Source organism: Pectobacterium punjabense, assembly GCF_012427845.1.
GTDB lineage: Bacteria > Pseudomonadota > Gammaproteobacteria > Enterobacterales > Enterobacteriaceae > Pectobacterium > Pectobacterium punjabense.
This window is the reverse complement of sequence record NZ_CP038498.1, coordinates 2,781,350-2,806,924: the sequence shown is the minus strand read 5'-3', so window position 1 is coordinate 2,806,924 and position 25,575 is coordinate 2,781,350. Positions and strand designations below refer to the sequence as shown.

The window sequence follows — 25,575 nt, the reverse complement described above, 5'->3', positions numbered from 1 at the left end:
ATCCTATGGATAATGCCTTATTTCGTCATTAAGAATCATCCTAATAGTTAATTATATTTTAAGAGTCGACCCCTCAGAGTTTTTATATTGTCAATAATATTGATGCATTAGAGAAATGATATCAAAATTTTTAGGACTAATCCCTAAGAATAGAGGGCCAATCATTAGCTATTTTTACCTATTGAAAAATAGATAAAGGAGTAATAGAGACGAAGCAAGATTGAGCGTGAGGAATGGGTGGGTGGTCAGCACCACCCACGGGATGAAAAGGCGTTGCTTACTGTGAGGATTCTTTATTTGATGTCTTGGTGGTGCTAACGGGCAGGATGCTCTGTGGTTCGGGGATTTCACGCATCCAGGCAAACAGCAGACGATAGGAAACGGCGAGGACGACTGGTCCAATAAACAGGCCTATCATGCCAAACGCCAGCAATCCACCAATTACACCGGAAAGAATCAGCAACATCGGAAGATCGGCACCCATCCTGATCAGCATCGGACGAATAACGTTATCAATTGTTCCAACGACACAGCTCCAGACCAGCAGGATGGTGCCCCAGGTGGTATCCCCCGTCCAATACAGCCAGATAATGGCAGGGATAAGCACGGGGAGCGGCCCCAATTGCGCCAGACAACACAGGAACATCAGAACGGTTAATAGGGTGGTGTAGGGAATGCCCGATAACCCCAAACCAATTCCGCCTAGTACCGACTGCACGATAGCCGTTACCACCACACCCAGCGCGACGGCCCGAATGGACTGCGCTGCCAGGATCACGGCGGCATCGCCGCGCTCTTGCCCCAGTCGGATAGCGAAATGTCTCACGGCTTTCGCGACGGCTTCACCTTTGTAATACAGCAGGGCGCTGAAGATAAGCATCAGAGAGCAGTGCATCAGAAAGCGCCCGACATGCGCCGCCTGTGCAACCAGCCAGGTCGCGGTTTTACCAAAATAGGGCTGTACTTTGGCAAACAGACCACTGCCGCCGCTTTGCAGCAGCGCCTGCCAGCTGTTGAACAATTTTTCTCCCACGACAGGGATTGATGCCAGCCACTCTAGCGTCGGTGGCGAAAAGTTTTCCTGTCTGGCTCCCCAACTCATGAGTGCCGAGCTGTTATCCACTACGCTGCTGACGAGAACGGCAATCGGCACAACAAATAGCAGGATGAGCAGAAACGTCATGACGAGCACCGCCAGAGAGCGCCGCCCCCAGAGTAGTGCCTGAAATTTGATCAGCATCGGCCAGGTGGCAATCACCACCATACATGCCCAGGCGAATCCCAAAATAAAAGGTTGTACCACCCAAAAGCAGGCAATAATCATGATGGTAATAAACACCAGACTGAACAGGTTTCTGGCCAGATCAAATCGTGGTGGCTGGGAATATTTGCTCAACGAATCGTTCCTCAATAGCAAAAGAAAAGGCTGAAGGTGAGGTAGTGTGGGCGGCACAGTATAGTCACCATGTCATCATGAGATATTTCCGGGTGTTTTGACAGCGCGTTGAACATTTTGTTGGTGAAACAGCGGTTAACCAACATGCTGTATGTTTTTGCCGTTCTGGGAGCGCACACGATTGCGAAATGTGATAAAACGTGATGTCCCCGATGAAAGAACGGCTATAGCATAGCGGGTCACTTAAGTCCTATTTTAGGAGAAACACGGGGATGAGATTCCCGCAGGGAGATCTCGCCCCGTGGTCGCTCCGTGTATCTCGGTGCTTAACCGATCGACATTAGGCTATATACCACTCTTCACAGGCATATCACGACATATTGGCAAACACATCATGTACGGACAGGGTCAAAAAATAATGATCCCACAGATCACGCAATCTCCCGGGCTAGTCCAGCCGGTACTTAATTTTCTGGAAGCATTAAAGAAAAACGGATTTACGGGCGATACGGCGACCAATTACGCCGATCGTCTGACGATGGCGACGGATAACAGTATCTATCAACTTTTGCCGGATGCGGTGGTGTTCCCCCGTTCAACTGCCGATGTGGCGATCCTGTCGCGACTGGCGGGCGAGGCGCGTTTTTCAGGGTTGACCTTTACCCCGCGCGGCGGCGGGACAGGAACGAACGGACAAGCGCTGAATCGCGGTATTGTGGTCGATATGTCGCGCTATATGAACCGCATTCTGGAAATCAACCCTGAGCAAGGGTGGGTGCGCGTTGAAGCTGGCGTCATTAAAGATCAACTCAACCAGTACCTGAAGCCTTATGGTTATTTCTTTGCGCCTGAACTGTCGACCAGCAACCGGGCGACGTTAGGCGGCATGATCAATACCGATGCATCGGGGCAAGGCTCGCTGGTGTACGGAAAAACCTCAGACCATGTGCTGGGGCTACGTGCGGTACTGCTGGGCGGCGAGATGCTGGATACGCAGGCGATGCCGGTGGAGTTGGCAGAGCAGTTAGCAGAAGAAGATTCTCCCGTTGGTCGCATTTACCACACGGTGCTGCACCGCTGCCGCGAACAGCGTGCGTTGATTATCGACAAATTCCCTAAGCTGAACCGCTTTTTGACCGGCTATGACCTGCGCCATGTGTTCAGCGACGATCTGCACACCTTCGATCTGACGCGTATTCTGACCGGGGCCGAAGGGACGCTGGCATTTATCACCGAAGCGAAGCTCGACATTACGCCGTTGCCGAAGAGTCGCCGTCTGGTCAATATCAAGTACGATTCCTTCAATTCAGCGTTGCGCAATGCGCCGTTCATGGTGGAAGCCAAGGCGCTATCCGTCGAAACGGTGGATTCCAAGGTATTAAACCTTGCCCGTGAAGATATCGTCTGGCATTCCGTCAGTGAACTGATTACCGATGTGCCTAATCAGGAAATGCTTGGCCTGAATATCGTTGAGTTTGCGGGTGATGACGAAGCGCTGATCAACGGACAGGTGGAATCGCTATGTCAGCGGCTGGACACGCTGCTGGAGACCGGAGAGGGGGGAGTGATTGGCTATCAAACCTGTAACGACCTGGCTGGAATCGAACGTATTTACGCCATGCGCAAGAAAGCCGTCGGGCTGCTGGGAAACAGTAAAGGGCAGGCCAAGCCCATCCCGTTTGCGGAAGATACCTGCGTGCCGCCACAACATCTGGCTGATTACATTGAAGAGTTCCGCGCGCTGCTGGATAGCCACAATCTGACGTACGGTATGTTTGGTCATGTCGATGCCGGGGTACTGCATGTTCGCCCGGCGCTGGACATGTGCGACCCGCAGCAGGAAATGTTGATGAAACAGCTTTCCGACCAGATTGTCGCGCTGACGGCCAAATATGGCGGTCTGCTGTGGGGCGAACACGGTAAAGGCTTCCGCGCCGAATACAGCCCTGAATTTTTTGGACCGGAACTGTATACCGAGCTGCGTCGTATCAAGGCCGCGTTCGACCCTGATAACCGGCTGAATCCTGGGAAGATTTGTGCGCCGTTGGATGTCGATGCACCGATGATGAAAGTCGATGCGGTTAAGCGCGGCACATTTGACCGCACGATCCCGCTGACGGTTCGCACCGCGTTCCGTGGCGCGATGGAATGCAACGGCAACGGATTGTGCTTCAACTTTGATGCGCGTAGCCCAATGTGTCCGTCGATGAAAATCAGCGGAAACCGGATTCATTCGCCAAAAGGTCGTGCAACGCTGGTACGTGAATGGCTACGCCTGTTAGCGGAGCAAGGTGTCGACCCGGTTGCTTTGGAGAACGCTTTACCACAGCAAAAGCTGAGCCTACGCGCCTTTATTCAGAAAACCCGCAATACCTGGCAGGCTAAGAAAGGGGATTACGATTTCTCGCATGAAGTTAAAGATGCGATGTCGGGTTGTCTGGCGTGTAAAGCCTGCTCAACACAGTGCCCTATCAAGATTGACGTGCCGGGATTCCGCTCTCGTTTCCTGCAACTGTATCACACGCGCTATCTGCGTCCGGTTCGTGACTATCTGGTGGCCGGTGTCGAAAGTTATGCGCCGTTGATGGCACGTAGTCCGAAGACGTTTAACTTCTTCCTGAAAATGCCGTTGCTGAATAACTTGAGTCGCAGCCAGATTGGTATGGTCGATTTGCCCTTGCTGTCATCGCCGTCGCTGCGCCAGCAGTTTGCTGGGCATAGCGGGGTTAACACCACGCTGGAACAGTTGGAACAGCTACCGGAGCAGGCGCGCCAGCAGTATGTGTTAATCGTACAGGACCCGTTCACCAGCTATTACGATGCGCAGGTGGTGGCAGATTTTGTTCATCTGATCGAAAAACTGAAGCTGAAACCGGTGCTGCTGCCGTTCTCTCCGAACGGGAAGGCACAGCATATTAAAGGTTTCTTGCAACGTTTTGCCAAAACGGCGTCGAAGACGGCAGATTTCCTGAATCGTGTTGCCAAATTGGGGATGCCGATGGTAGGTGTCGATCCGGCGCTGGTGCTGTGCTACCGCGACGAATATCGAGAAATTTTGGGTGAGAAACGTGGAGATTTTCAGGTACAACTGGTGCATGAATGGCTAGTAACGGCATTGGCAGACAGCACGCCTCAGCCTGCGACCGGCGAATCCTGGTACCTGCTCGGTCACTGTACGGAAACGACCGCGTTGCCGATCAGCACGAAACAGTGGGCTGATATCTTCTCGCGCTTTGGCGCTAAACTGGAGAATATTAGCGTCGGATGTTGCGGCATGGCGGGGACCTACGGCCATGAAACCAAAAACCTCGCCAACTCGCAGGGGATTTATGCGCTATCCTGGCAACAGGTGTTGCAGAAATTACCGCAAAAACGCTGTCTGACCACCGGTTATTCGTGCCGTAGTCAGGTAAAACGTATGGAAGGCCGCGCATTGCGCCATCCGTTACAGGCCCTATTGGAGATCCTCTGATGCTGTGGAAACGACAGGTTACACTGGAGCAGCTTAATCAACAGAGCCAAACGTGCATGGTCGGCCATGTCGGTATTCGTTATACCTGTCTTGCTGAGGACTCTCTGGAAGCGGTGATGCCTGTGGATTCACGCACACGTCAGCCATTTGGTTTACTGCACGGTGGTGCATCTGTTGTACTGGCGGAATCACTGGGGTCCGTCGCGGGCTATCTGTGTTCCGAAGGCGATCAGCAGGTGGTGGGGCTTGAAATCAATGCCAATCACCTGCGAGCCGTGCGTGAGGGGGAAGTACGGGGCGTATGCCGCGCGCTTCACGTTGGTCGCCGGAGCCAGGTGTGGCAGATTGAGATCTTTGATAATCAACATCGCCTGTGCTGTATTTCGCGTCTGACGACATCGGTGATTACGCCATAAATATGAAATGCTGAACCAGACTGCTGGCCGGTCTGGTTCGGTTTTTCTTTAAGGCAGAAAAGGCACGCGCTTAACGAAATCCGTCTGAAAGGCGGTCGCTTTATCCCATGAACCTTGCATGCTTAGCTGATGGCAAATCGACTTTAGCGTGTTACGGGCAAAGTAGTAACTTTGCACTCGAAAAAGGTGGCAACGCCCTTCATTGTTGATCTCTTTAATCAGCCGATTGTGCAACTTGACCAGTGCGTGCAGATAGCTGTCGTCATCGCCATTTCTCAGGCAGAGTTCAACCATGTCCATGCAGGCGTTATGAAAGCGACGTAAGTGATCAATATTACTTCCCGGACGGTTCAGACGAGCTTCCGCCATATAGAAATCAACAGTGGCATCGCGAATCTGAAATTTATATTCGTCAATCTGGTGGTGCAGCCAGGCATTCACGGAAAGCATGGTTATCGATCCTGAATATTAAATGATAATCATTATCATATTAATAAAAAAGGCCATGATCAATGGGCAAAACGTGCTTTAACGTCAAAAGTACGATCGGAAATCACATAAATCTTCATTTACCTTCCCTGTTTTATAAATAGGTATCACCGATAAATGTTATAATAATGATAACGAGATGATGATATTTATCTGACCAAAAGGACTCGGCGAGATGATATTAATTCATTTATTATCAAATAATTAATTGGTTTTTTGCTGTGTCATCTGGGGTGTTTGAAACGTGAGAAATAGCACGCTTGGCAGGCTAAAAAACCAAATGTTACGAATAGCCCTGCAAAACAAGAGGTTGAAGCTAGTTTCATTATCACTAACATTAGGGGAAACCAGCCTAAAACTGGTACCACACGCAATGAGGTATTCCATATGCAAGCGGAAAATGTAGGGACGTTTTCACTGGATGAAAATGTCTGGCAAGGACTGACGCTGACAGATAGCGCCGTGAAGCAGATTAAGAATCTGATGAAGCAGGATGAGGCCGTGCAAGGACTGCGGCTTGGCGTTAAACAATCAGGCTGTGCTGGGTTTGGCTATGTGCTGGATCTGGTGCAGGAGTTCGAAACCGACGATTTGGTATTTGAACGTGATGGCGCAAAACTGTATGTCCCACTGAAAGCGATGCCTTTCATTGACGGCACAGAACTTGATTTCGTCCGTGAAGGGCTGAATCAGATATTCAAGTTTAATAATCCCAGAGCGCAGCATGCTTGTGGATGTGGCGAAAGCTTTGGCATTTAAGTGATGAAAAATTATGGCACGTAGCACGGTAGATGTACCTGATGATGTCCAGATCTGGATGGGTGATGGACGCTATAAAGAAGGTTTCTTCACGCAGTTGGAGACCGATGAGTTAGCGCACGGCATCAATGAAGATGTTGTCCGGGCAATCTCGGCGAAGCGTAATGAACCTGAGTGGATGCTGGAATTCCGTCTTAACGCTTACAAAGCGTGGCTGGAGATGGAAGAACCGCATTGGCTGAAAGCCCATTATGAGAAACTCGACTATCAGGACTATAGCTATTATTCCGCGCCTTCCTGCGGTAACTGCGATGACAGCTGTGGCTCTGAGCCCGGCGCCAAGCAGCAATCCGGGATTACGGACGTGAATAATTACCTGACCAGCGAAGTGGAAAATGCCTTCAATCAGTTGGGCGTACCCGTCCGTGAAGGTCAGAAAGTCGCGGTCGATGCCATTTTCGACTCGGTATCCGTTGCGACCACGTATCGGCATGAGCTGGCTGAAAAAGGCATTATTTTCTGCTCATTCAGCGAGGCGATTCAGGAACATCCCGACCTGGTGCGCCAGTATCTCGGTACTGTTGTACCGGCGAACGATAACTTCTTTGCCGCGTTAAACTCAGCGGTCGCTTCTGACGGCACGTTTGTGTACATCCCGAAAGGTGTGCGCTGCCCGATGGAGCTGTCGACGTATTTCCGTATCAATGCGGCAAAAACCGGTCAGTTCGAGCGTACGATCCTGATCGCCGATGATGACAGCTACGTCAGCTATATCGAAGGTTGTTCCGCACCTGTTCGTGATACCTATCAGCTGCACGCTGCGGTGGTGGAAGTGATCATCAACAAGAATGCCGAAGTGAAATACTCCACGGTACAAAACTGGTTCTCCGGTAAAGATGACGCCGAAGGCGGGATTCTGAACTTCGTGACCAAGCGTGCGCTGTGTGCGGGTGAGCATTCGAAAATGTCATGGACGCAATCGGAAACCGGTTCGGCGATTACCTGGAAATACCCGAGCGTCATTCTGCGCGGTGACTATTCCGTGGGTGAGTTCTTCTCTGTTGCCTTGACCAACGGTCGTCAGCAGGCGGATACCGGCACCAAGATGATTCACATCGGTAAAAACACCCGTTCGACCATCATCTCCAAAGGGATTTCTGCTGGGCGCAGTGAGAACACCTACCGCGGTTTGGTGAAGATCATGCCGAGTGCGGCTAATGCCCGTAACTTTACCCAGTGTGACTCGATGCTGATCGGCAGCGAATGCGGTGCGCACACTTTCCCGTATGTGGAAGTACGCAACAACACTGCACAGTTGGAGCATGAAGCGACCACGTCGAAAATCGGCGATGACCAACTGTTCTACTGTCTGCAACGCGGTATCAGCGAAGATGACGCTATCTCAATGATCGTGAACGGTTTCTGTAAGGACGTTTTCTCTGAGTTACCGTTGGAATTCGCGGTAGAAGCACAAAAGTTACTGGCGATTAGCCTGGAACATAGCGTGGGTTAATTCGGCGGTTACCGGGATTTTCACAGACTAATAATGAGAATCATCGGTCCCGGAATTCATTGAGCGCCCGTCACATTGGGCGTTGGAAGGAATAAGCATGTTAAGCATCGAAAATTTAAAAGTTAGCGTTGAAGGTAAAGAGATCATCAAAGGGCTTAATCTCACTATTAAGCCGGGTGAAGTACACGCGATTATGGGCCCAAATGGCTCAGGAAAAAGTACGCTCTCCGCGACGCTGGCTGGACGTGAAGAATATGAAGTGACCGACGGTTCGGTCAGCTTCAAAGGGAAAGATCTGCTGGAATTATCGCCAGAAGATCGCGCCGGTGAAGGCGTCTTTATGGCGTTTCAATATCCGGTAGAGATCCCTGGCGTCAGCAACCAGTTCTTCCTGCAAACCTCCGTGAACGCGGTGCGCAAATACCGTGAGCAGGAACCGCTGGATCGCTTTGACTTCGCCGACTTTATTGAAGAGAAAATCAAGCTGCTGAATATGCCGGAAGATTTGTTGACCCGCTCGGTCAACGTGGGTTTCTCCGGCGGTGAGAAAAAGCGTAACGACATTCTGCAAATGGCAGCGCTGGAGCCGGATCTGTGCATTCTGGATGAAACTGACTCCGGGCTGGACATTGACGCACTGAAAATCGTCTCTAACGGCGTGAACTCCCTGCGCGACGGCAAACGTTCGTTCATCATCGTTACACACTACCAGCGTATTCTTGATTACATCAAACCGGATCACGTACACGTTCTGTATCAAGGGCGCATTGTGAAATCCGGTGATTTCTCGCTGGTGAAACAGTTGGAGGAGCAAGGCTATGGCTGGCTTACCGACGAGCAATAATGTGACGAGCGATAACGTGGCGGGTAAAACCAGTATCGCACAGAAACAAGAGCAGGCGCTGCAACAATGGCATGGCCTGTTTGAACGCGATGCGTCGCGTCGTTCTGAAGAGGCAAACCAACACTGGCAGGACGTGGTGCGCCTTGGCTTACCGCATCGTAAGCATGAGCATTGGAAATACACGCCGCTGGATGGCTTGCTGAGCAACGAATTTGTCGCACCACAGGCACCGTCTATCGATCGTGCAGCGGTGGATGCTCTGGCACTTGCGGTGGATAGCTGGCGTCTGGTGTTCATCGATGGCGTGTTTAATGCGGAACTCAGTGACAGCGCGTGGGGACCGTATCAGGTTGACGTACAGGCATCGCATGCGCGTGGCGCGTTGCCTACGGCGATTCAGTCCGAAGTATTCCTGCATCTGACCGAAAGTCTGGCTATTACGAGTACGTTGATTCGTTTGGCTGCCGGACAGCAGGCAGAAAAACCGCTTTACCTGCTGCACATCAGCAGCAGTCAGGCGGCAGCGTTGAACACGGTTCACCATCGTCATCATTTGAACGTTGAACGTGGTGCCAGCGCGGAAATTATCGAGCATTACGTCAGCCTTGACGATCATGCGCACTTTACTGGTGCTCGCCTGACGGTGAATGCGGCGGAAAATAGTCAGGTTAGCCACTATAAGCTGGCGTTTGAAGCGGCGGCGGGCTACCACTTCGCGCACAACGATCTGGTTCTGGCACGCGATGCTCGGGTTCGCAGCCACAGTTTCCTGCTGGGAGCGGGGCTGACGCGTCACCACACCAGTGCTCAGTTGAACGGTGAAGGGACGAATCTGTCCATGAACAGTCTGATTCTGCCTGTCGGCAGCGAAGTGTGTGATACGCGAACGTATCTGGAGCACAATCAGGGCTATGGCGAAAGTCGCCAACTGCATAAAGTCATCGTCAACGATCGTGCCAGAGCGGTGTTTAACGGCATGATTAAGGTTGCGCCGCATGCGCTGAAAACCGACGGACAGATGACCAACAACAACCTGCTACTGGGACGACTGGCTGAGGTAGACACCAAGCCGCAGTTGGAAATCTATGCAGATGACGTGAAATGTAGCCATGGCGCGACCATTGGCCGTATGGATGAAGAACAGCTGTTCTATCTGCGTTCCCGTGGTATTACGCAGCAGGATGCGCAACAGATGATCATCTTCGCCTTCGCGGCGGAAGTCACCGAAGCGATTGAAAACGAGTCTCTGCGAGATGTGGTTCTGGAACGTATCGCGCAGCGTTTGCCAAACGCGCTGGCGAATGCCGGCAAGGCGGTATGATGAACTATCCTATTGAACGGATTCGTGCCGATTTCCCCGTGCTGGCAAGCGAGGTTAACGGCCAGCCGTTAGCCTATCTTGACAGCGCGGCGAGTGCGCAAAAACCGCAGTCGGTTATCGAACGCGAAGCCGAATTCTATCGCCATGAATACGCCGCCGTGCATCGCGGCATTCATACGCTGAGCGCGCAGGCAACCAGCGCGATGGAAGCGGTGCGCGAGCGGGTGGCATCCTTTATCAATGCCGCGTCAGTGGAAGAAATTGTCTTTGTGCGTGGGACGACGGAAGCCATCAATCTGGTGGCTAACAGCTATGGCCGTACCTTCATCCAGCCGGGCGACAACCTGATTATCACCGAGATGGAACACCACGCGAACATCGTTCCCTGGCAGATGCTGGCGGAAGCGCGTGGCGTTGAGGTTCGCGTATTGCCGCTGGCTGAAGATGGCTCGCTGGATGTCGCACAGCTTCCCGCGCTGTTGGATGAACGCACTCGTCTGCTGGCGGTGACGCAGATATCCAACGTGCTGGGTACGCTGAACCCAGTGAAAGCGATGATTGCGCAGGCAAAAGCGGCGGGCGCGGTTACGTTGGTCGATGGTGCGCAGTCGATTATGCACCAGCCTGTCGATGTACAGGATCTGGACTGCGATTTCTTTGTCTTTTCAGGGCATAAGATCTACGGTCCTTCGGGTATTGGTGTGCTGTACGGCAAGCGTGATTTGCTTCAAGCCATGCCGCCGTGGGAAGGCGGCGGGGCGATGATCCGTCAGGTCAGCCTGCGTACAGGCACTACCTATGCGGATTCGCCATGGCGCTTTGAGGCTGGTTCGCCCAACACGGGCGGTATCATGGGCTTAGGTGCCGCACTGGATTATGTAACGGCACTGGGACGTGAAGAGATTCAGCGTTATGAATCCTCACTGATGCAGTACGCGTTGGAAGCGTTAACACAGGTGCCCGATCTGACGCTGTACGGCCCTGCGGAGCGTCACGGTGTGATTGCGTTTAATCTTGGGCAGCACCATGCCTATGATGTAGGAAGTTTCCTCGATCGGTACGGTATTGCGATTCGCACCGGCCACCATTGCGCGATGCCGCTGATGGAACACTATGGTGTTCCCAGTATGTGCCGCGCCTCGTTGGCCGTTTATACTACGCGCGAAGAAATTGACCGGCTGGTTGCCGGATTGCAACGTATCCATCGATTGCTGGGCAGTTAAGCGCCGCGCGCGAACCTGTCCGGGGAGGAAACCATGGCGAGTCTGCCAGAACCGCAGAAACTGGCGCGCAATTTTGCGCGCTGTAATGATTGGGAAGAAAAATATCTGTATGTCATCGAGTTAGGGGAACGTCTTGATCCACTGCCCGATGAGTGGCGTAATCCCGATAACCTGATCTCGGGGTGCCAGAGCCAAGTGTGGATTGTGACACAGCCTGATGAGCAAGGCGTGATCGCCCTGCACGGCGACAGCGATGCCGCTATCGTGAAAGGCCTGATCGCAGTCGTTTTCAGCCTGTATCAGGGGCTGACAGCGCAGGAGATTGTTGAGTTAGATGTGCGGCCATTCTTCGAATCGCTGGCGTTGAACCAACACCTGACACCATCCCGCTCTCAGGGTCTTGAGGCGATGCTACGGGCGATTCGTGCGCATGCAGCCGCATTGCTTTAATTTGTTTCGCTGTTCTCTCTGCTTTCGCTGAGTATAGAAAAAGCGCTGTGACGAAAAAAACGTTCAGCGCTTTTTTGTTTTTTCATTTACTGATTTTTACCAACGATACGTTATTGTTTTCCAGTTCATTTATTAACTCGCTGATATTTCAGAATTCGTCCCGTATATTTATTTCCCGTTAAATTTTATGCTGACTCTGCTTTGTAAAGAATTGAATATCAATGCTTTGATTTTTAAATCAAATATTCTTTTGTTACAACAATGCTAATATATACCCACGTCCGGTGGAAAGAGGCAGCAACGGCTGTATTGAACACCAGATCAAGAGGTATAGCCGGATACTGCATTCTGGGTACACAACCAGATGTTATTGATTGTAGGGAATCTATTATGAAACGCGTGTTAACTTTACTCGGTATGGCCTTCGCGACATACCTGGCCAGCACCGCCGCCAGAGCGACGGAATACCCGCTACCGCCACCAAACAGCCGTCTTATCGGTGAGAATATCGCTTATACGGTCCCTAATGACGGCCGCCCGCTGGAAGCTATCGCAGCGGACTTCAAGATTGGTCTATTAGGTATGCTGGAAGCGAACCCAGGCGCAGATCCTTACCTGCCGACAGCGGGTTCCACCCTCACGATCCCGACGCAAATGCTACTGCCGGATACGCCGCGCGAAGGCATTGTGGTCAATCTGGCAGAACTACGGCTCTACTACTACCCGAAAGGGAAGAATACCGTCATTGTTTACCCGATTGGCATTGGCCAACTGGGGCGTAATACGCCATTGATGACGACCAGCGTGAGCGAGAAACGTGAGAACCCGACCTGGACGCCAACGGCAAACATCCGTAAGCATTATCTCGAAGAACAGGGCATTAAGCTGCCTGCTGTCGTTCCGGCTGGCCCGGATAACCCGATGGGATTACATGCGCTGCGTCTGTCGGCGCATGGCGGTGTTTATCTGTTGCACGGCACAAACGCGGACTTCGGTATTGGCATGCGGGTAAGTTCTGGCTGTATCCGCCTGCGCCCAGATGACATCAAGGCGTTGTTCGATACTGTGCCAGTCGGTACGCGTGTACAGATTGTTAACGATGCGATTAAAACCTCCGTTGAACCGGACGGCAAACGCTACGTTGAAGTGCATCAGCCTTTGTCAAAGACCGATAAGGACGATCCACAAACGATGAAAATTCCGCTGACGGCAAAGACGCAGAAATTTATTAAGGATGCAGAGACGGACAGTAAAGCCGTTGCTGACGCGATTGTGCGTCGTTCCGGCATGCCGATTGTGGTTAGCGTAGGGCAAGATATCAATACCTATCAACCACCGATAGAGTCTGCTCCAGAAGCGTCTGAGACGCATCAGGTTGCACCAATCACGGCTATCAGCACTACCTCGCGTTAATCACGAAATAAACCGGCCAGGTGCGTCTCAGGCGCATCTGTGTTGGTTCAAGAATCGAACGGAAGGATAGATACACTTGGTAACGTGGGAAAGAAATGAACAGCGAAGGTTGATAAAACGAAAAACGAAGGCAAAAAAAATGGCGCACAATGTGCGCCATTTTCACTACTTAAACCAGCTCGATTACTTTTTGTAAGTACGAACTTGGTTGTCCAGACGCTGGTTAGCACGAGCTGCGTCATCTTTAGCAGCTTGTACGTCAGAGCGGATTGCGTTCACGTCGTTGCTCAGTTGGTCAACTTTAGCGTTCAGAGTCTGAACGTCAGAAGACAGCTGATCAATTTTAGCGTTGCTTGAACAACCAGCAAGCAGAGTAGAACCCAGAATTACCGCGCCCAGTACCAGTTTAGTACGATTCATTATTAATACCCTCTAGATTGAGTTAATCTCCATGTAGCGTTACAAGTATTACACAAACTATTTTCTAATGAGAATAAATTTTTGATGAGAACATGCTTAATTTTGATCGTTCGCTCAAAGAAACAGCGAGTTTTACCTGTTCATTAAAAAAGTAAGGAAAACAGCGCTATTTTTGTCAGATAACTCCGAAGCTTAAGGCTATTAAAACGGCGTGTTACGCAAAGGCATTAATTAGGTTATCGTGCTGTAGAAAGTCGTTTCAGAATATAAAAAAAGCGCCATTAAGGCGCTTTTTACCGATCTGATTGTTAGGATCAGATACGATGTACGGAAACGGTATTGGTTGTGCCGCTAGAAACCAGCGCACCAGATACCATCACTACGACATCGCCCGCTTGCGCGTAGCCGCTATTCAGCGCGGCTTCTTTACCGATGCGGTAGAAATCATCCGTAGAGGCAATTTCTTTCACCAGCAGCGTATCAATACCTTTGCTCAGCAGCAGTTGGCGTGCGGTGACATCGTTAGTCGTCAACGCCAGAATACGGGCATTCGGGAAGTATTTACGGATAGATTTGGCCGATTTACCGCCGCTGGTTGCAACCACAATCAGCGGTGCATCCAGTTTTTCTGCGGTTTCTACCGCACCGCGGCAGACCGCTTCAGTGATGCGCAGAATTCCAGGCGTCTTGATGGTATCCAGACGGCTTTTCATCACGGAATCGGTACGCTGACAGATCGTTGCCATGATGGTAACGGATTCCAGCGGGTATTTACCTTTCGCACTTTCGCCAGACAGCATAACGGCATCGGTGCCGTCGATGATGGCGTTAGCGACGTCACCAGCTTCAGCGCGGGTAGGGCGCGGGTTCTTGATCATTGAATCCAGCATTTGCGTCGCGGTGATAACCACTTTGCGTGCCAGGTTACATTTTTCGATCATCATCTTCTGCGCGAAGATCACTTCTTCAACGGGGATCTCAACACCCAGGTCACCACGGGCAACCATGATGCCGTCAGAGGCTTCCAGAATCTCGTCGAAGTTGTTCAGACCTTCCTGATTTTCGATTTTGGAGATGATCTGAATTTGCTCGCCACCGTGTGCTTTCAGGTGAGCGCGAATTTCTTCAACGTCGGAACGCTTACGAATAAAAGAGGCAGCAACGAAATCGACGCCTTGTTCGCAACCGAAAATCAGGTCGCGTTTGTCTTTTTCAGCCAGAGCAGGCAATTGGATGGAAACGCCTGGCAGGTTAACGCCTTTGTTCTCGCCCAGATCGCCATTGTTCAGCACTTTACAGACGACATCGTTGCCGCTGATCGCCGTAACCTGCATACCGATCAGGCCGTCATCAACCAGAACGGTGTTACCGACGCTGAGGTCTTCGGTGAAACCTGCGTAGGTGACAGCAACGCGATCCTTGTTACCCACGATGCTTTGATCGGTGGTGAACGTGAAGGTTTGACCTGCGGTCAGCGTGACATCCGCACCGTTTTCCAGCTTCATGGTACGAATTTCTGGACCCTTGGTGTCAAGCAGGATAGCGGCTTTCTGACCGGTTTTTTCCATGACGGCACGCAGGTTCTTGATGCGTTGGCCATGTTCTGCGTAATCCCCGTGAGAGAAATTCAGGCGCATAACATTCATGCCGGCAGACAGCAGGTTGCCAAGCACTTCTTCTGACTCTGTTTTCGGCCCGATGGTACAAACAATTTTTGTCTTTTTCATACGATAGTTTCTACAAGTTGTGATGGATAAAAAAACGAGTGAACCAGTGGCTGTGGCCGTGTGAGGCAAGCCGCTGGAAAGAATGCATGAGGGAACGGTGTAAAAGAGGTAAGTATAGAGGGTCGTAGCGAATGGGTGATGAAGTGCGCAACCGCTCGTCGCATGGGATTCGCGGGGGCTAGCGTTGGCGATGCCGTTGATAATAATGTTATTGATAGTGGCACGTTGTTTAGCTGAAACCATTCAATTGAAACGACGTTTCGTATTATAGTTATTAAGCGACGAGAAACAAGGTGGTAAAAGGTCAGAAATTGAATATTTCAGTGCGTTTACGCAAAAAATTGAGCGATTTGGTGTTTTTACCTAACTTTGTTGCGCAACTGCCTAAGAAATCCGTTGTATAAATACGCTATTACGGTGAGTCATGGCAAGTCGTTGATTCTTGTAACAGCCGACAATAAATAAAGAAAGTGCGTGTAAGCAACATGCTTTTCTATCGATCCGTATCACGTTTTTGTGTCATGCTCCTTGAGAAGATGAATGCAAATGGTAGTTTACCAGCCATTGCGGATTGTTACTGCGTAAGCAGGCAAAACCAGATGCTCGTTCTTGCTACGGGTGTCTGGTTTTTTTGTTTCCAGGGTTTGAAAAATGAAGATTGCCAAAATACTCAACAATAATGTCGTCACCGTAATCGACGAAAACAATAATGAGTCGGTTGTGATGGGACGCGGGCTGGGCTTCAAAAAGCACTCTGGCGATCTGCTGGATGAAACGCTGATTGAACGCGTGTTTGTGATGAAGTCAGGAGAACTGACCTCACGCCTACAGGAGCTGCTATCAGAGATTCCGATGGATGTCATCACAACGGCAGACAAGATCATTCTGCTGGCAAAAGCGCGGTTGCCCGGAAAACTGCAAAACAGCGTCTATATCTCGTTAACGGATCACTGCCATTTTGCGATAGAGCGCCACAAGCAAGGCGTGGATATCCGCAATGTGCTGTTATGGGAAATCAAGCGCCTGTATCCAAAGGAATTTGATATTGGGTTGGAAGCGCTGGATATTATTGAGCAGCGTCTTGCCGTGCGGTTACCGGAAGATGAGGCGGGGTTTATTGCTCTGCATTTGGTGAACGCGCAACTTGACAGCGAAATGCCAGAAGTCTTGCAAATTACCAAAATCATGCAGGAAATACTGAATATTGTAAAATATCAGCTTAACCTGGATTATAACGAACAAGCGTTAAGCTATCATCGTTTTGTTACGCATTTAAAGTTTTTCGCGCAACGATTAATAGGGAAAAGCACCGTATTTAGTGATGATGAATCACTGCATGATGTCGTGAAAGAAAGATATCAATTGTCTTATCGCTGTGCGGAAAAAATACAAACACATATTGTGCAAAAATACGTTTACACGTTAACGAAAGAAGAATTAATGTTCTTAACGATTCATATTGAACGCGTGCGTACGGAAGGTCAGGAGAAAATAGAACCAGGCGATGGAGAATAATTTCTGCTAATTTGCTTTTCGTCACAAAATAGCAGTGTAGCAAGATAAATACCTTGCTTACGATGAAAGTGAAAGAATAGAGTATGTGGAAAGTAAGTTATCAGATGAAGTTGGTTCTATTGTCAGCACGACTACTGTGCCGACAAACAAGCAGGATTGTTACTGTCAGGCTAGTCTAGGCGGGCAGGCAAAACCTAAATCGTTTTCTCAATGCTTATTGGGAAAAGCGATTTAGGTTTTTTTTTGTCTCAAACAGAGCTGGCAATCTTAAATTATTGATATTTAAGTCTGTTTAGTATTAAGGATAGACGATGGAATACAAAGCATTAGCAACAGAGATACTCGATGGTGTCGGCGGACGTGGCAACATCATTAGCGTGATGCACTGCGCAACCCGATTACGCTTTAAATTAAAAGACAACAAAAAAGCGGATGCCGCTGCGCTGAAAAGTAATTCAGGCGTGATCATGGTGGTTGAAAGTGGCGGACAATTTCAGGTCGTCGTCGGCAATCATGTCAGTGACGTCTATCGTAGTTTACAGAATATTGCTGGATTGACCGATCAGGCTGACTCATCAGGCAATGAAGACGGTGATGAGAAAAAAGGAAATATCTTCTCTCGTTTCATTGATATTATTTCTGGAATATTTACGCCGCTAATTGGCGTGATGGCGGCGTCGGGTATTTTAAAAGGTTTTCTGGCACTCAGTCTGGCGTGTGGTTGGATGGTTGAAACCAGCGGAACTTATAAAGTTCTGTTTGCAGCAAGCGATGCATTATTCTTTTTCTTCCCGGTAGTATTAGGCTATACCGCAGGGAAGAAATTTGGTGGTAATCCATTTGTTACCATGGTAATTGGTGCCACGCTGGTGCATCCCTCCATGATTGCTGAATTTAGTGCCATGCAAAATGCAGGTTACCAACAGCTGTATTTCCTGGGCATTCCGATTACCTTCATCAATTATGCCTCTTCCGTTATTCCGATTATTTTCTCTGCCTGGCTTGCTTCACGTCTGGAAAAACCGCTGAATGCCATTTTGCATATCAATATCCGCAATTTCTTCACGCCGTTGCTGTGCCTCTGCATTACCGTTCCCGTCACGTTCTTGCTGATTGGTCCTGCGGCAACCTGGCTTGGGCACATGCTGGCCAGTGGTTACCAACTGATCTACGGGCTGAACTCCATGATGGCAGGCGCGTTGATGGGGGCGCTGTGGCAGGTGTTTGTTATTTTTGGTCTGCACTGGGGCTTAACGCCGCTGATGATCAATAACCTCAGCGTGCTGGGGCATGACACCATGATGCCGCTACTGGTTCCTGCGGTATTGGGGCAGGCGGGCGCGGTCCTGGGCGTGTTGCTGCGTACCCGCGATATGAAACTGAAAGGGATTTCTGGTTCAGCGTTCTCTGCGGCAATCTTTGGTATTACGGAGCCAGCGGTGTATGGCGTCACGCTGCCGCTGAAACGTCCTTTCATCTTTGGTTGTGTGGGTGGCGCAATGGGCGCCGCCATTCTGGGATATTTCCATACCACTATCTATTCCTTCGGCTTCCCGAGCATCTTTACCTTTACTCAGGTTATCCCGCCGACTGGTGTCGATAACACGGTCTGGGCCGCCATTATTGGTACGGTGATTTCATTTACCTTTGCCGCTGCCGCAAGCTGGGCATTCGGGATTCCCGCGCAAGAAAAAGCGACAGACGCAAATGCACCTGCGGCGGCACCACAAGCCACACCGCGTCAGAATGATGCAACGCGCAAGCAAGAGATAAACAGCCCGATCGACGGTATGGTTCTGCCACTTGAACACGTCGGTGATGAAACCTTCGCCAGTGGCTTAATGGGGAAAGGGATTGCGATTAAACCGCTGGCCGGGCGCGTGGTTTCCCCGGTAAACGGTACGGTTGCTTCGTTGTTTAAAACCCACCATGCCATTGGGCTCGAATCGGAAGACGGCGCCGAGGTGCTCATTCACGTCGGTATCGATACGGTGAAATTGGACGGCCAGTATTTCACCGCACACATTAAGACCGGCGATGTCGTGAAGCAGGGCGATCTTCTGGTGGAGTTTGATTATCAGGCGATTGAGAAAGCCGGCTATGACACCACAACGCCCGTCATTATCACCAATAGCGAAGATTACGTTGATGTTCTGCCTACTGCCGGAGACTCCGTGCAAGAGCAGAGCGCGTTACTGACGTTAATTCGCTGACATTGACATTTACGACCCAATTGGGAGGAGAAAAGATGAGCCATCAGTTTCCGAAAGAATTCTTGTGGGGCGGCGCGATCGCAGCCAATCAGGTTGAAGGCGCGTATTTAACGGACGGTAAAGGGCTATCAACGTCCGATTTACAGCCACAGGGTATTTTTGGCGAGATCGTCACGCGCACGCCGGGCGACAGCGGAATCAAAGACACGGCGATCGATTTTTATCACCGCTATCCCGAAGATATCGCGCTCTTTGCTGGAATGGGTTTCAAATGCCTGAGAACCTCGATTGCCTGGACGCGTATTTTCCCGCAGGGCGATGAAACCCAGCCGAATGAGGCAGGGCTGGCATTTTACGATCGCCTGTTTGATGAAATGGCGAAGTACGGCATTCAGCCATTAGTGACGCTGTCCCACTATGAAATGCCGTATGGCCTGGTGAAAAATTACGGTGGCTGGGGAAGCCGTGAAACGATCACCTTCTTTGAACGTTACGCTCGCACGGTATTCCAGCGCTATAAAGACAAAGTGAAATATTGGCTGACGTTCAACGAAATCAACTGCGCATTACATGCACCGTTTACCGGGATTGGTTTACCTACCGAGAGTAGTAAGCAGGATATTTATCAAGCGATTCATCACCAGCTTGTTGCCAGCGCTAAAGCGGTGAAGGCGTGCCATGACATCATCCCTGATGCCAAAATTGGCAATATGATGTTGGGTTCCATGTTCTATCCATTAACCTGCAAGCCTGCGGATGTACTGGAAACGATGCAGCAGAATCGCGACTGGTTGTTCTTTGGTGATGTACAAACCCGAGGATATTACCCCGCGTACATGAAGCGCTTCTTCGCACAGCACGGCATTACGCTGTCGGTAACCGAAGACGATCGCCAGTCTCTGAAGGAAACCATCGATTTCATCTCGTTCAGCTACTACATGACGGGCTGCGTAACCACCGATGAAGAAGTGAACCAGAAAGCCCGTGGCAATATTCTGAATATGGTGCCGAACCCGCATCTGGAAAGCTCGGAATGGGGCTGGCAGATCGACCCAGAAGGGCTGCGCTATATCCTGAACTACCTCTATGACCGTTACCAAAAACCGCTGTTCATTGTGGAAAATGGTTTGGGTGCCAAAGATAAACTTGAGAGTGATGGCAGCATTAACGATGACTATCGCATCAAATACCTGAACGATCATCTGTATCAAGTGGGGGAAGCGCTGGAAGATGGCGTTGAGGTGATGGGTTACACCTGCTGGGGGCCTATCGATCTGGTCAGTGCGTCGAAAGCTGAAATGTCAAAACGCTACGGTTTCATTTATGTCGATCGTGATGATGAAGGGAACGGCACATTAGAACGTCGGCGTAAAAAAAGTTTCTATTGGTATAAAGAGGTCATTTCCTCTAATGGAGAAACGTTGAAATAAATCGGCGTATCAATAAACCGTTTACGCATTCATTCTCAGAGAGATTATCTCTGGAATGAATGCGGTATCATTTTTACTCTTTATAAGAAAGAAGATGAGGAGTCAATAATGAGAGGTCGGAATAACCATTAAATTCTAATAGACGATTATTTTTTACAAATAGCTGTTCATAAATAGCTGTTCATAAATAGCTGTTCATAAATAGACGAGCCCTCGGCTGGCGTCGAAAGGGCTTCGTTTTAAATTTAATAATGTACCCTACTCGGATAATAATCATGCGTAAAAAATTCCCTGTAAAGATGATGGTATTACTGATGTCGTCAGTGTTTTTGTCTAATGGTGCTATAGCCGCAAAATTGACCGTAGAAGAAAGGCTAGAGCTATTGGAGAAGGAGCTGGCAGCAAATAAAGCTGAATTGCAGTCAACCAAAAAAGAGTTTCGTGAATATAAGACAAATGCAGAAAATAAAGCACGTCTGGCAGCAAACTCTGTGGCAAAGGATAAACCACTGATTGTTGCCTCTTCTGGTACATCATCGGTTAATCAGGTGGTTCTTGCACCTGGTGTCCAACCCGCCACAAATACGGCTGATGATGCTACGAATGCACCACAAAAACCATTAACGCTAGCTGAAGTGAGTAAGTTCGTTAAAGATGATATTGGCTTTAGCTATACGGGGTATTTCCGTTCTGGATGGGCAACGGCCGATCATGGCGCACCAAAATCGTATGCGATTGGTTCATTAGGGCGTTTTGGTAATGAGCACAGTGGTTGGTTCGATCTCATACTGAGCCAAAAAGTTTATGCAGAAGGGAATAAGCGTGTCGATGCCGTCATCCAATTGGATGGCAACGTGGGTATGCAGTATAACAGCGCCTGGTTTGGCGAAGACGCCGATAATGAAAATAAACTGCAATTCTCCCAGATGTACGTCAATACAAAAGGGTTCTTACCCTTCGCCCCAGAGGCTGATTTTTGGGTAGGTAAAAATACCCTGCCAGTCTATGAAATCCAGATGCTGGACTGGAAAAGCCACCGTTCAGAAGCGGCGGGCGGTGTCGGTATTGAGAACTGGCAGTTGGGTGTGGGTAAACTTGATGTCTCTTTGAACCGTGAAGACGTTAACGCGCGCCGATTCGTATATAATGACCCGAAAAAAGATAAAAATCAGGTCAATACCAATGCGGTTGATGTTCGCTATAAAGGTATTCCGCTGTGGGATGATGCAACACTGTCTCTGATTGGTAAATATGCGCAAGCCAATAAGAGCAATGTACAGAATAATAATGAAATCGACGGTTTATCGTATAAATTGAAAGATGCCTGGACTGCGGGTGTCATTTTACGCCAAGGATTATATAACGGTGGATTTAATGAATTCACCGTGCAAGGTGCGAGTAATTCTATTGCCAGCGGTTTTGCTAATATATCTGATGCTAACCCGACGTATAGCCGTAATGGTGACTACTATGGTAATCATTCAGGCAATGCCTTCCGCGCGATCTCGCAAGGTGAAATGTATTTGCGTGATGATGTCATTATGGCGAATGCGCTGGTTTATTCACAAGGTAATGATATATACAGTTATGACACGGGAGCGCATACCGATTTCAACAGCATCCGTGCGGTATTACGTCCTGCTTATATTTGGGATAAATTCAATCAGACCGGGGTCGAACTGGCGTATTTTAACCAAACCAATAAAACCAATGGTGTGAATTATCACGAGTCAGGTTATAAAACCACGCTGTACCATGCGCTTAAAGTTGACACGAGTATCTTGAACTCTCGTCCAGAGATTCGGTTCTATGGTTCTTACCTGAAAATTGAAGATAACGATATCAGTCAGGCCACATTTAACGACAGCAAGAGCGATCAATTCTCCTTGGGTATTCAGGCGGAAGTCTGGTGGTAATACCTGTCATCACGTCGGCACCGCTGAGGCGGTGCTGTCACATTTAGCAAAAACAGACTCGATTACGTGATAGTCGGGATGGGATTATGCGAATGAACATGAAGAAAATATCTTTATCATTATTGACCCTGAGTATGCTGGCTGGCGTTTCTATCAATGCGTCTGCGCTACCGGCCGATTTCCCTGTTATGCCAGCGGCAACCGTTCCTGTAAGCCAGTATGTCACCGCAGTTAATGCCGATAGCAGTATCTCTTTCCGCCTGTTTGCACCCACGGCGAAGCAGGTCAGTGTTTTTACCGGTTCGACGCCCGATAGCATCGTGTCCCATGCGATGACGAAAGACGAATCCGGTGTGTGGTCGTTCAAAACGCCGGTGCTGGCACCGAACCTGTATGAATATTTCTTCAGCGTCGATGGTTTTCGTACCATCGATACCGGCACGGCGTTTACCAAGCCACAGCGTCAGGTGAATACCAGCCTGATTCTGGTGCCGGGGAGTATTCTGGATGTACGTCAGGTACCGCACGGTGAACTAAGAACGCTGACCTATCACTCTAAGGCGTTGAAATCAGAGCGTCAGATGTATGTCTGGACGCCGCCGGGCTATAGCGAATCGTCAAAACCGTTACCCGTGCTCTATTTCTATCATGGCTTTGGCGACACGGGCGCGTCTGCTGTGGTGCAGGGGCGGATACCGCAGATGATGGATAACCTGCTGGCGGAGAAAAAAATTGAGCCGATGCTGGTTGTCATTCCTGATACGGAAACCGACGTTCCCGGGATTATCCCAGAAGAATATCCACCGCAGGAGCGGCGCAAGGTGTTCTATCCGCGTAACGCGTTAGCAGCGGACAGGGAACTGATTCATGACATTATCCCTGAGATCGGCAAACGCTTTAACGTTCGTCAGGATGCAAACGGCAGGGCGCTGGCCGGGCTGTCGCAGGGCGGCTATCAGGCTCTGGTATCCGGCATGAGTCACTTGGATCATTTCGGCTGGCTGGCGACGTTCAGCGGCGTGACCACCGAAACGGTGCCAAACGCGGCCGTTGCTGCACAGCTTGAGCGGCCGGAGCAGATTAATCAGCAACTGAATAACTTCACGGTGGTGATTGGCGAGACCGACAACATTACGGGTAAGGATATCGCGGGTCTGAAAACGGCACTGGAGCAGAAAAATATCCGGTTTGACTACCGCCATTATCCGAATCTCGGCCATGAAATGGATGTCTGGCGGCCGGCCTACAGCGAATTTGTCCAGAAGCTTTTTAAATAGTGTCTGCATGCTGCGGGTTGAAGGTTCGTAGGCCCGCTTTCTCTGATGGCAGCTTGAATCATCGGGCTGCCATATCAACGACTGCCCATCATAGTTAAGGATAATCATGTCTATTCACAGATATTTTTCCCGATGTGCCATGCTGATCGTGGCATTGCCCTTCCTCAGCGCGCTCACTGCGCAGGCGCAAACGTCACCTTTCGATGTTGCCGATCATAAACAGATTCGCGTCATTATTAGCGCCGATGCGAAAAACGAAGCTGACGATGATTTTGCCGTTGCGCATGCGGTACTGACACCAACGATGCAGGTGAAAGGGTTGATTGCCGCCCATTATTCGCGTACCGCACCGTTGATGAAACGCGATGGCGAAAACAGCATGATGGAAAGCTATCATGAGCTCCAGCGTCTAATGAATGTAATGGGAAAGACGGACATTCCCGTTTATCGCGGTGCGACGCAGGCGTTGAAGGCTGACGGTGGCGTGCCTGTGTTGAGTGAAGGCGCGCAAATGCTGATCAAAGAGGCGTTAAAAGACGATTCTCACCCCCTGTTTGTGTTAGTTATGGGGCCGATTACGGATATTGCTGCTGCGTTGCAGGCTGAACCGAAGATCGCCAGCAAAATGACGGTAGTGTGGATTGGCGGCATGCCTTACCCGAAAGGCGGCTGGGAATACAATATGTTCAACGATCCGGTTGCGGCGAACACCGTATTCAAGTCCCAGGTGCCATTGTGGCAAGTCCCACATAATGTCTATATGTCCGTACGCGTTTCGCTGTCTGAACTTGCCGTGCGCGTTAAGCCGCAGGGGAAAGTCGGAGAGTATCTGTGGCAACAGCTAATTGAGTTTAATCGTGCAATTTCTGAAACCATCAAAGAGGTTCCCTGGCCGAAAAGCGAAGTCTGGGTATTGGGTGATAACCCCTCGGTTTCTCTGCTGTTGGACGATCACGAATACCATTACACGCTGGTCAACGCCCCACAGTTAAACGACGATCTGACCTATGCGCCTCAGGAAAATGCGCGCCAGATTCGGGTGTATAACGCTGTTGATGCCCGCTTCACGCTGGAAGATTTCTACGCCAAGCTGGCGTTGGCCTATGGAAATAAAAAATAGGATCGCGACGGAGTAGTGCGGAGAGCAAACCGATCGGCCACTCCACGGGGTGGCTTGCGGCGGCGAATACGTCCTCAGGATGAGTAAAGTGACAGGTATCAATATGGTGCCTATTACTGAGTCCATCTGGCGTTATTGCTGTTTAGTGGTCGGGCGGGTGACGTTCCTATAACGCTTAATACCCAATGCCACCGCTAGCAAGGTTAGGATGATAAAAAATACGGTGGGGCAAAGGAACGTACTGGCTGATTCCTCGTAGACGACAGAATTCTCTTCATCAAAATACCGACCTAATTCATTGAATTGATTGCGATATGGCCAGTAAAGTATAAAGTAAAGCGCACCGAACAGGCTGGCCATCATGGCTGAAAAAATGGCTGCGATGGCAAGCAAAATTTGTGAAAAACGCGGCATTCCCTTTTTGCGCACAACAGACTCCTTAATGCGCCCCAATTGGGCTACAGTCGTACAGTAAAAACGCGTAATCTATCAATCGATTAAATTGGTCTTCCCCCCTTCCTTTACCGTGGGAGAGGAAAACAATGCCTTCCTCTGAGGCGATTGACAAGTCCTTAGCCCTGCATTTCAAACCATGTGCTGAAAGTTTGTTCTTTTGATGGTATCCCCATGAAAAATAGTCAATTAACTCTTTAGTGTGATC

20 protein-coding genes are annotated in these 25,575 nt (G+C 49.9%); 15 read left to right on the top strand and 5 right to left on the bottom strand.

Going from position 1 to position 25,575, the window contains the following annotated elements; translation table 11 throughout:
* Positions 1-277 precede the first annotated feature (277 nt).
* Positions 278-1,396 (bottom strand): AI-2E family transporter YdiK, encoded by a 1,119-nt coding sequence (gene ydiK, locus E2566_RS12640; protein WP_107167657.1) that lies wholly within the window; start codon positions 1,394-1,396, stop codon positions 278-280.
* Positions 1,397-1,814: 418 nt separating this feature from the next.
* Between ydiK and ydiJ the strand changes: the two genes are divergently transcribed.
* Together ydiJ and E2566_RS12630 are read left to right on the top strand one after the other, a co-directional pair.
* Positions 1,815-4,868 carry a D-2-hydroxyglutarate dehydrogenase YdiJ gene (gene ydiJ, locus E2566_RS12635; protein WP_107167656.1) on the top strand — a complete coding sequence of 1,018 codons (3,054 nt, stop codon included), beginning with the start codon at positions 1,815-1,817 and terminating at the stop codon, positions 4,866-4,868.
* Positions 4,868-5,284: a hotdog fold thioesterase gene (locus tag E2566_RS12630; RefSeq protein WP_107167655.1), complete on the top strand. Its 417-nt coding sequence runs from the start codon at positions 4,868-4,870 to the stop codon at positions 5,282-5,284. Before ydiJ ends, E2566_RS12630 begins: the two co-directional genes overlap by 1 nt.
* Before the next feature lie 48 nt (positions 5,285-5,332).
* On the opposite strand, the gene E2566_RS12625 is transcribed toward E2566_RS12630, so the two are convergent.
* Positions 5,333-5,734: a hypothetical protein gene (locus E2566_RS12625; RefSeq protein ID WP_005970399.1), complete on the bottom strand. Its 402-nt coding sequence runs from the start codon at positions 5,732-5,734 to the stop codon at positions 5,333-5,335.
* Between the two features lie 426 nt (positions 5,735-6,160).
* On the opposite strand from E2566_RS12625, the gene sufA reads away from it, so the two are divergent.
* The 7 genes from sufA to E2566_RS12590 all read left to right on the top strand — a co-directional run bounded on the left by sufA (position 6,161) and on the right by E2566_RS12590 (position 13,296).
* Positions 6,161-6,532, top strand: coding sequence for a Fe-S cluster assembly scaffold SufA (sufA, locus tag E2566_RS12620; protein WP_005970398.1), 372 nt, complete (start codon positions 6,161-6,163; stop codon positions 6,530-6,532).
* A 13-nt stretch (positions 6,533-6,545) separates the two neighbouring features.
* Positions 6,546-8,045: a Fe-S cluster assembly protein SufB gene (gene sufB, locus E2566_RS12615; protein ID WP_107167654.1), complete on the top strand. Its 1,500-nt coding sequence runs from the start codon at positions 6,546-6,548 to the stop codon at positions 8,043-8,045.
* 97 nt (positions 8,046-8,142) lie between these two features.
* Complete coding sequence (gene sufC / locus E2566_RS12610) at positions 8,143-8,889, top strand: Fe-S cluster assembly ATPase SufC (protein WP_005970394.1); 747 nt, start codon at positions 8,143-8,145, stop codon at positions 8,887-8,889.
* A complete protein-coding gene (sufD, locus tag E2566_RS12605) occupies positions 8,864-10,210 on the top strand; it encodes a Fe-S cluster assembly protein SufD (protein ID WP_107167653.1) in 1,347 nt (448 codons plus the stop codon). The genes sufC and sufD overlap by 26 nt, the downstream gene beginning before the upstream one ends.
* Complete coding sequence (gene sufS, locus E2566_RS12600; RefSeq protein WP_107167652.1) at positions 10,210-11,433, top strand: cysteine desulfurase SufS; 1,224 nt, start codon at positions 10,210-10,212, stop codon at positions 11,431-11,433. Before sufD ends, sufS begins: the two co-directional genes overlap by 1 nt.
* A gap of 33 nt (positions 11,434-11,466) precedes the next feature.
* Positions 11,467-11,883 carry a cysteine desulfuration protein SufE gene (gene sufE, locus E2566_RS12595; protein ID WP_103807807.1) on the top strand — a complete coding sequence of 139 codons (417 nt, stop codon included), beginning with the start codon at positions 11,467-11,469 and terminating at the stop codon, positions 11,881-11,883.
* A gap of 390 nt (positions 11,884-12,273) precedes the next feature.
* Positions 12,274-13,296, top strand: a complete 1,023-nt coding sequence (locus tag E2566_RS12590) for a L,D-transpeptidase family protein (RefSeq protein WP_107167651.1) — start codon at positions 12,274-12,276, stop codon at positions 13,294-13,296.
* A 183-nt stretch (positions 13,297-13,479) separates the two neighbouring features.
* On the opposite strand, the gene E2566_RS12585 is transcribed toward E2566_RS12590, so the two are convergent.
* Positions 13,480-13,716: a major outer membrane lipoprotein gene (locus E2566_RS12585; RefSeq protein WP_005970385.1), complete on the bottom strand. Its 237-nt coding sequence runs from the start codon at positions 13,714-13,716 to the stop codon at positions 13,480-13,482.
* A 314-nt stretch (positions 13,717-14,030) separates the two neighbouring features.
* Positions 14,031-15,443 (bottom strand): pyruvate kinase PykF, encoded by a 1,413-nt coding sequence (gene pykF / locus E2566_RS12580; protein ID WP_107167649.1) that lies wholly within the window; start codon positions 15,441-15,443, stop codon positions 14,031-14,033.
* A 651-nt stretch (positions 15,444-16,094) separates the two neighbouring features.
* Here pykF and licT point away from each other — a divergent pair.
* The 6 genes from licT to E2566_RS12550 all read left to right on the top strand — a co-directional run bounded on the left by licT (position 16,095) and on the right by E2566_RS12550 (position 24,914).
* The gene (gene licT / locus E2566_RS12575) at positions 16,095-16,958 is read left to right on the top strand and encodes a BglG family transcription antiterminator LicT (protein WP_107167648.1); all 864 of its coding nucleotides are present in this window, start codon (positions 16,095-16,097) and stop codon (positions 16,956-16,958) included.
* A gap of 311 nt (positions 16,959-17,269) precedes the next feature.
* A complete protein-coding gene (gene bglF / locus E2566_RS12570) occupies positions 17,270-19,171 on the top strand; it encodes a PTS beta-glucoside transporter subunit IIABC (RefSeq protein ID WP_107167647.1) in 1,902 nt (633 codons plus the stop codon).
* A gap of 35 nt (positions 19,172-19,206) precedes the next feature.
* Positions 19,207-20,601 carry a glycoside hydrolase family 1 protein gene (locus tag E2566_RS12565; RefSeq protein WP_107167646.1) on the top strand — a complete coding sequence of 465 codons (1,395 nt, stop codon included), beginning with the start codon at positions 19,207-19,209 and terminating at the stop codon, positions 20,599-20,601.
* A 275-nt stretch (positions 20,602-20,876) separates the two neighbouring features.
* Positions 20,877-22,517, top strand: coding sequence for a carbohydrate porin (locus E2566_RS12560; protein WP_107167645.1), 1,641 nt, complete (start codon positions 20,877-20,879; stop codon positions 22,515-22,517).
* A gap of 86 nt (positions 22,518-22,603) precedes the next feature.
* Entirely contained in the window at positions 22,604-23,794 is a 1,191-nt protein-coding gene (locus E2566_RS12555) for an alpha/beta hydrolase (RefSeq protein WP_280527931.1), read from the top strand.
* Positions 23,795-23,900: 106 nt separating this feature from the next.
* A complete protein-coding gene (locus E2566_RS12550) occupies positions 23,901-24,914 on the top strand; it encodes a nucleoside hydrolase (protein WP_107167643.1) in 1,014 nt (337 codons plus the stop codon).
* A gap of 132 nt (positions 24,915-25,046) precedes the next feature.
* Here E2566_RS12550 and E2566_RS12545 read toward each other — a convergent pair whose 3' ends face one another.
* Entirely contained in the window at positions 25,047-25,343 is a 297-nt protein-coding gene (locus E2566_RS12545) for a hypothetical protein (RefSeq protein ID WP_107167642.1), read from the bottom strand.
* Between the last annotated feature and the right edge of the window lie 232 nt (positions 25,344-25,575).

Excerpts from the sequence above, each read along its gene's own strand:
- E2566_RS12555 (WP_280527931.1), top strand. The coding sequence starts at position 22,604 with ATGCGAATGAACATGAAGAAAATATCTTTATCATTATTGACCCTGAGT.
- E2566_RS12560 (WP_107167645.1), top strand. The coding sequence starts at position 20,877 with ATGCGTAAAAAATTCCCTGTAAAGATGATGGTATTACTGATGTCGTCA.
- E2566_RS12590 (WP_107167651.1), top strand. The coding sequence starts at position 12,274 with ATGAAACGCGTGTTAACTTTACTCGGTATGGCCTTCGCGACATACCTG.
- E2566_RS12630 (WP_107167655.1), top strand. The coding sequence starts at position 4,868 with ATGCTGTGGAAACGACAGGTTACACTGGAGCAGCTTAATCAACAGAGC.
- sufA (WP_005970398.1), top strand. The coding sequence starts at position 6,161 with ATGCAAGCGGAAAATGTAGGGACGTTTTCACTGGATGAAAATGTCTGG.
- licT (WP_107167648.1), top strand. The coding sequence starts at position 16,095 with ATGAAGATTGCCAAAATACTCAACAATAATGTCGTCACCGTAATCGAC.
- pykF (WP_107167649.1), bottom strand. The coding sequence starts at position 15,443 with ATGAAAAAGACAAAAATTGTTTGTACCATCGGGCCGAAAACAGAGTCA.
- bglF (WP_107167647.1), top strand. The coding sequence starts at position 17,270 with ATGGAATACAAAGCATTAGCAACAGAGATACTCGATGGTGTCGGCGGA.
- sufB (WP_107167654.1), top strand. The coding sequence starts at position 6,546 with ATGGCACGTAGCACGGTAGATGTACCTGATGATGTCCAGATCTGGATG.
- E2566_RS12550 (WP_107167643.1), top strand. The coding sequence starts at position 23,901 with ATGTCTATTCACAGATATTTTTCCCGATGTGCCATGCTGATCGTGGCA.
- sufS (WP_107167652.1), top strand. The coding sequence starts at position 10,210 with ATGAACTATCCTATTGAACGGATTCGTGCCGATTTCCCCGTGCTGGCA.
- sufD (WP_107167653.1), top strand. The coding sequence starts at position 8,864 with ATGGCTGGCTTACCGACGAGCAATAATGTGACGAGCGATAACGTGGCG.
- E2566_RS12625 (WP_005970399.1), bottom strand. The coding sequence starts at position 5,734 with ATGCTTTCCGTGAATGCCTGGCTGCACCACCAGATTGACGAATATAAA.
- sufE (WP_103807807.1), top strand. The coding sequence starts at position 11,467 with ATGGCGAGTCTGCCAGAACCGCAGAAACTGGCGCGCAATTTTGCGCGC.
- sufC (WP_005970394.1), top strand. The coding sequence starts at position 8,143 with ATGTTAAGCATCGAAAATTTAAAAGTTAGCGTTGAAGGTAAAGAGATC.
- E2566_RS12565 (WP_107167646.1), top strand. The coding sequence starts at position 19,207 with ATGAGCCATCAGTTTCCGAAAGAATTCTTGTGGGGCGGCGCGATCGCA.
- ydiJ (WP_107167656.1), top strand. The coding sequence starts at position 1,815 with ATGATCCCACAGATCACGCAATCTCCCGGGCTAGTCCAGCCGGTACTT.
- E2566_RS12585 (WP_005970385.1), bottom strand. The coding sequence starts at position 13,716 with ATGAATCGTACTAAACTGGTACTGGGCGCGGTAATTCTGGGTTCTACT.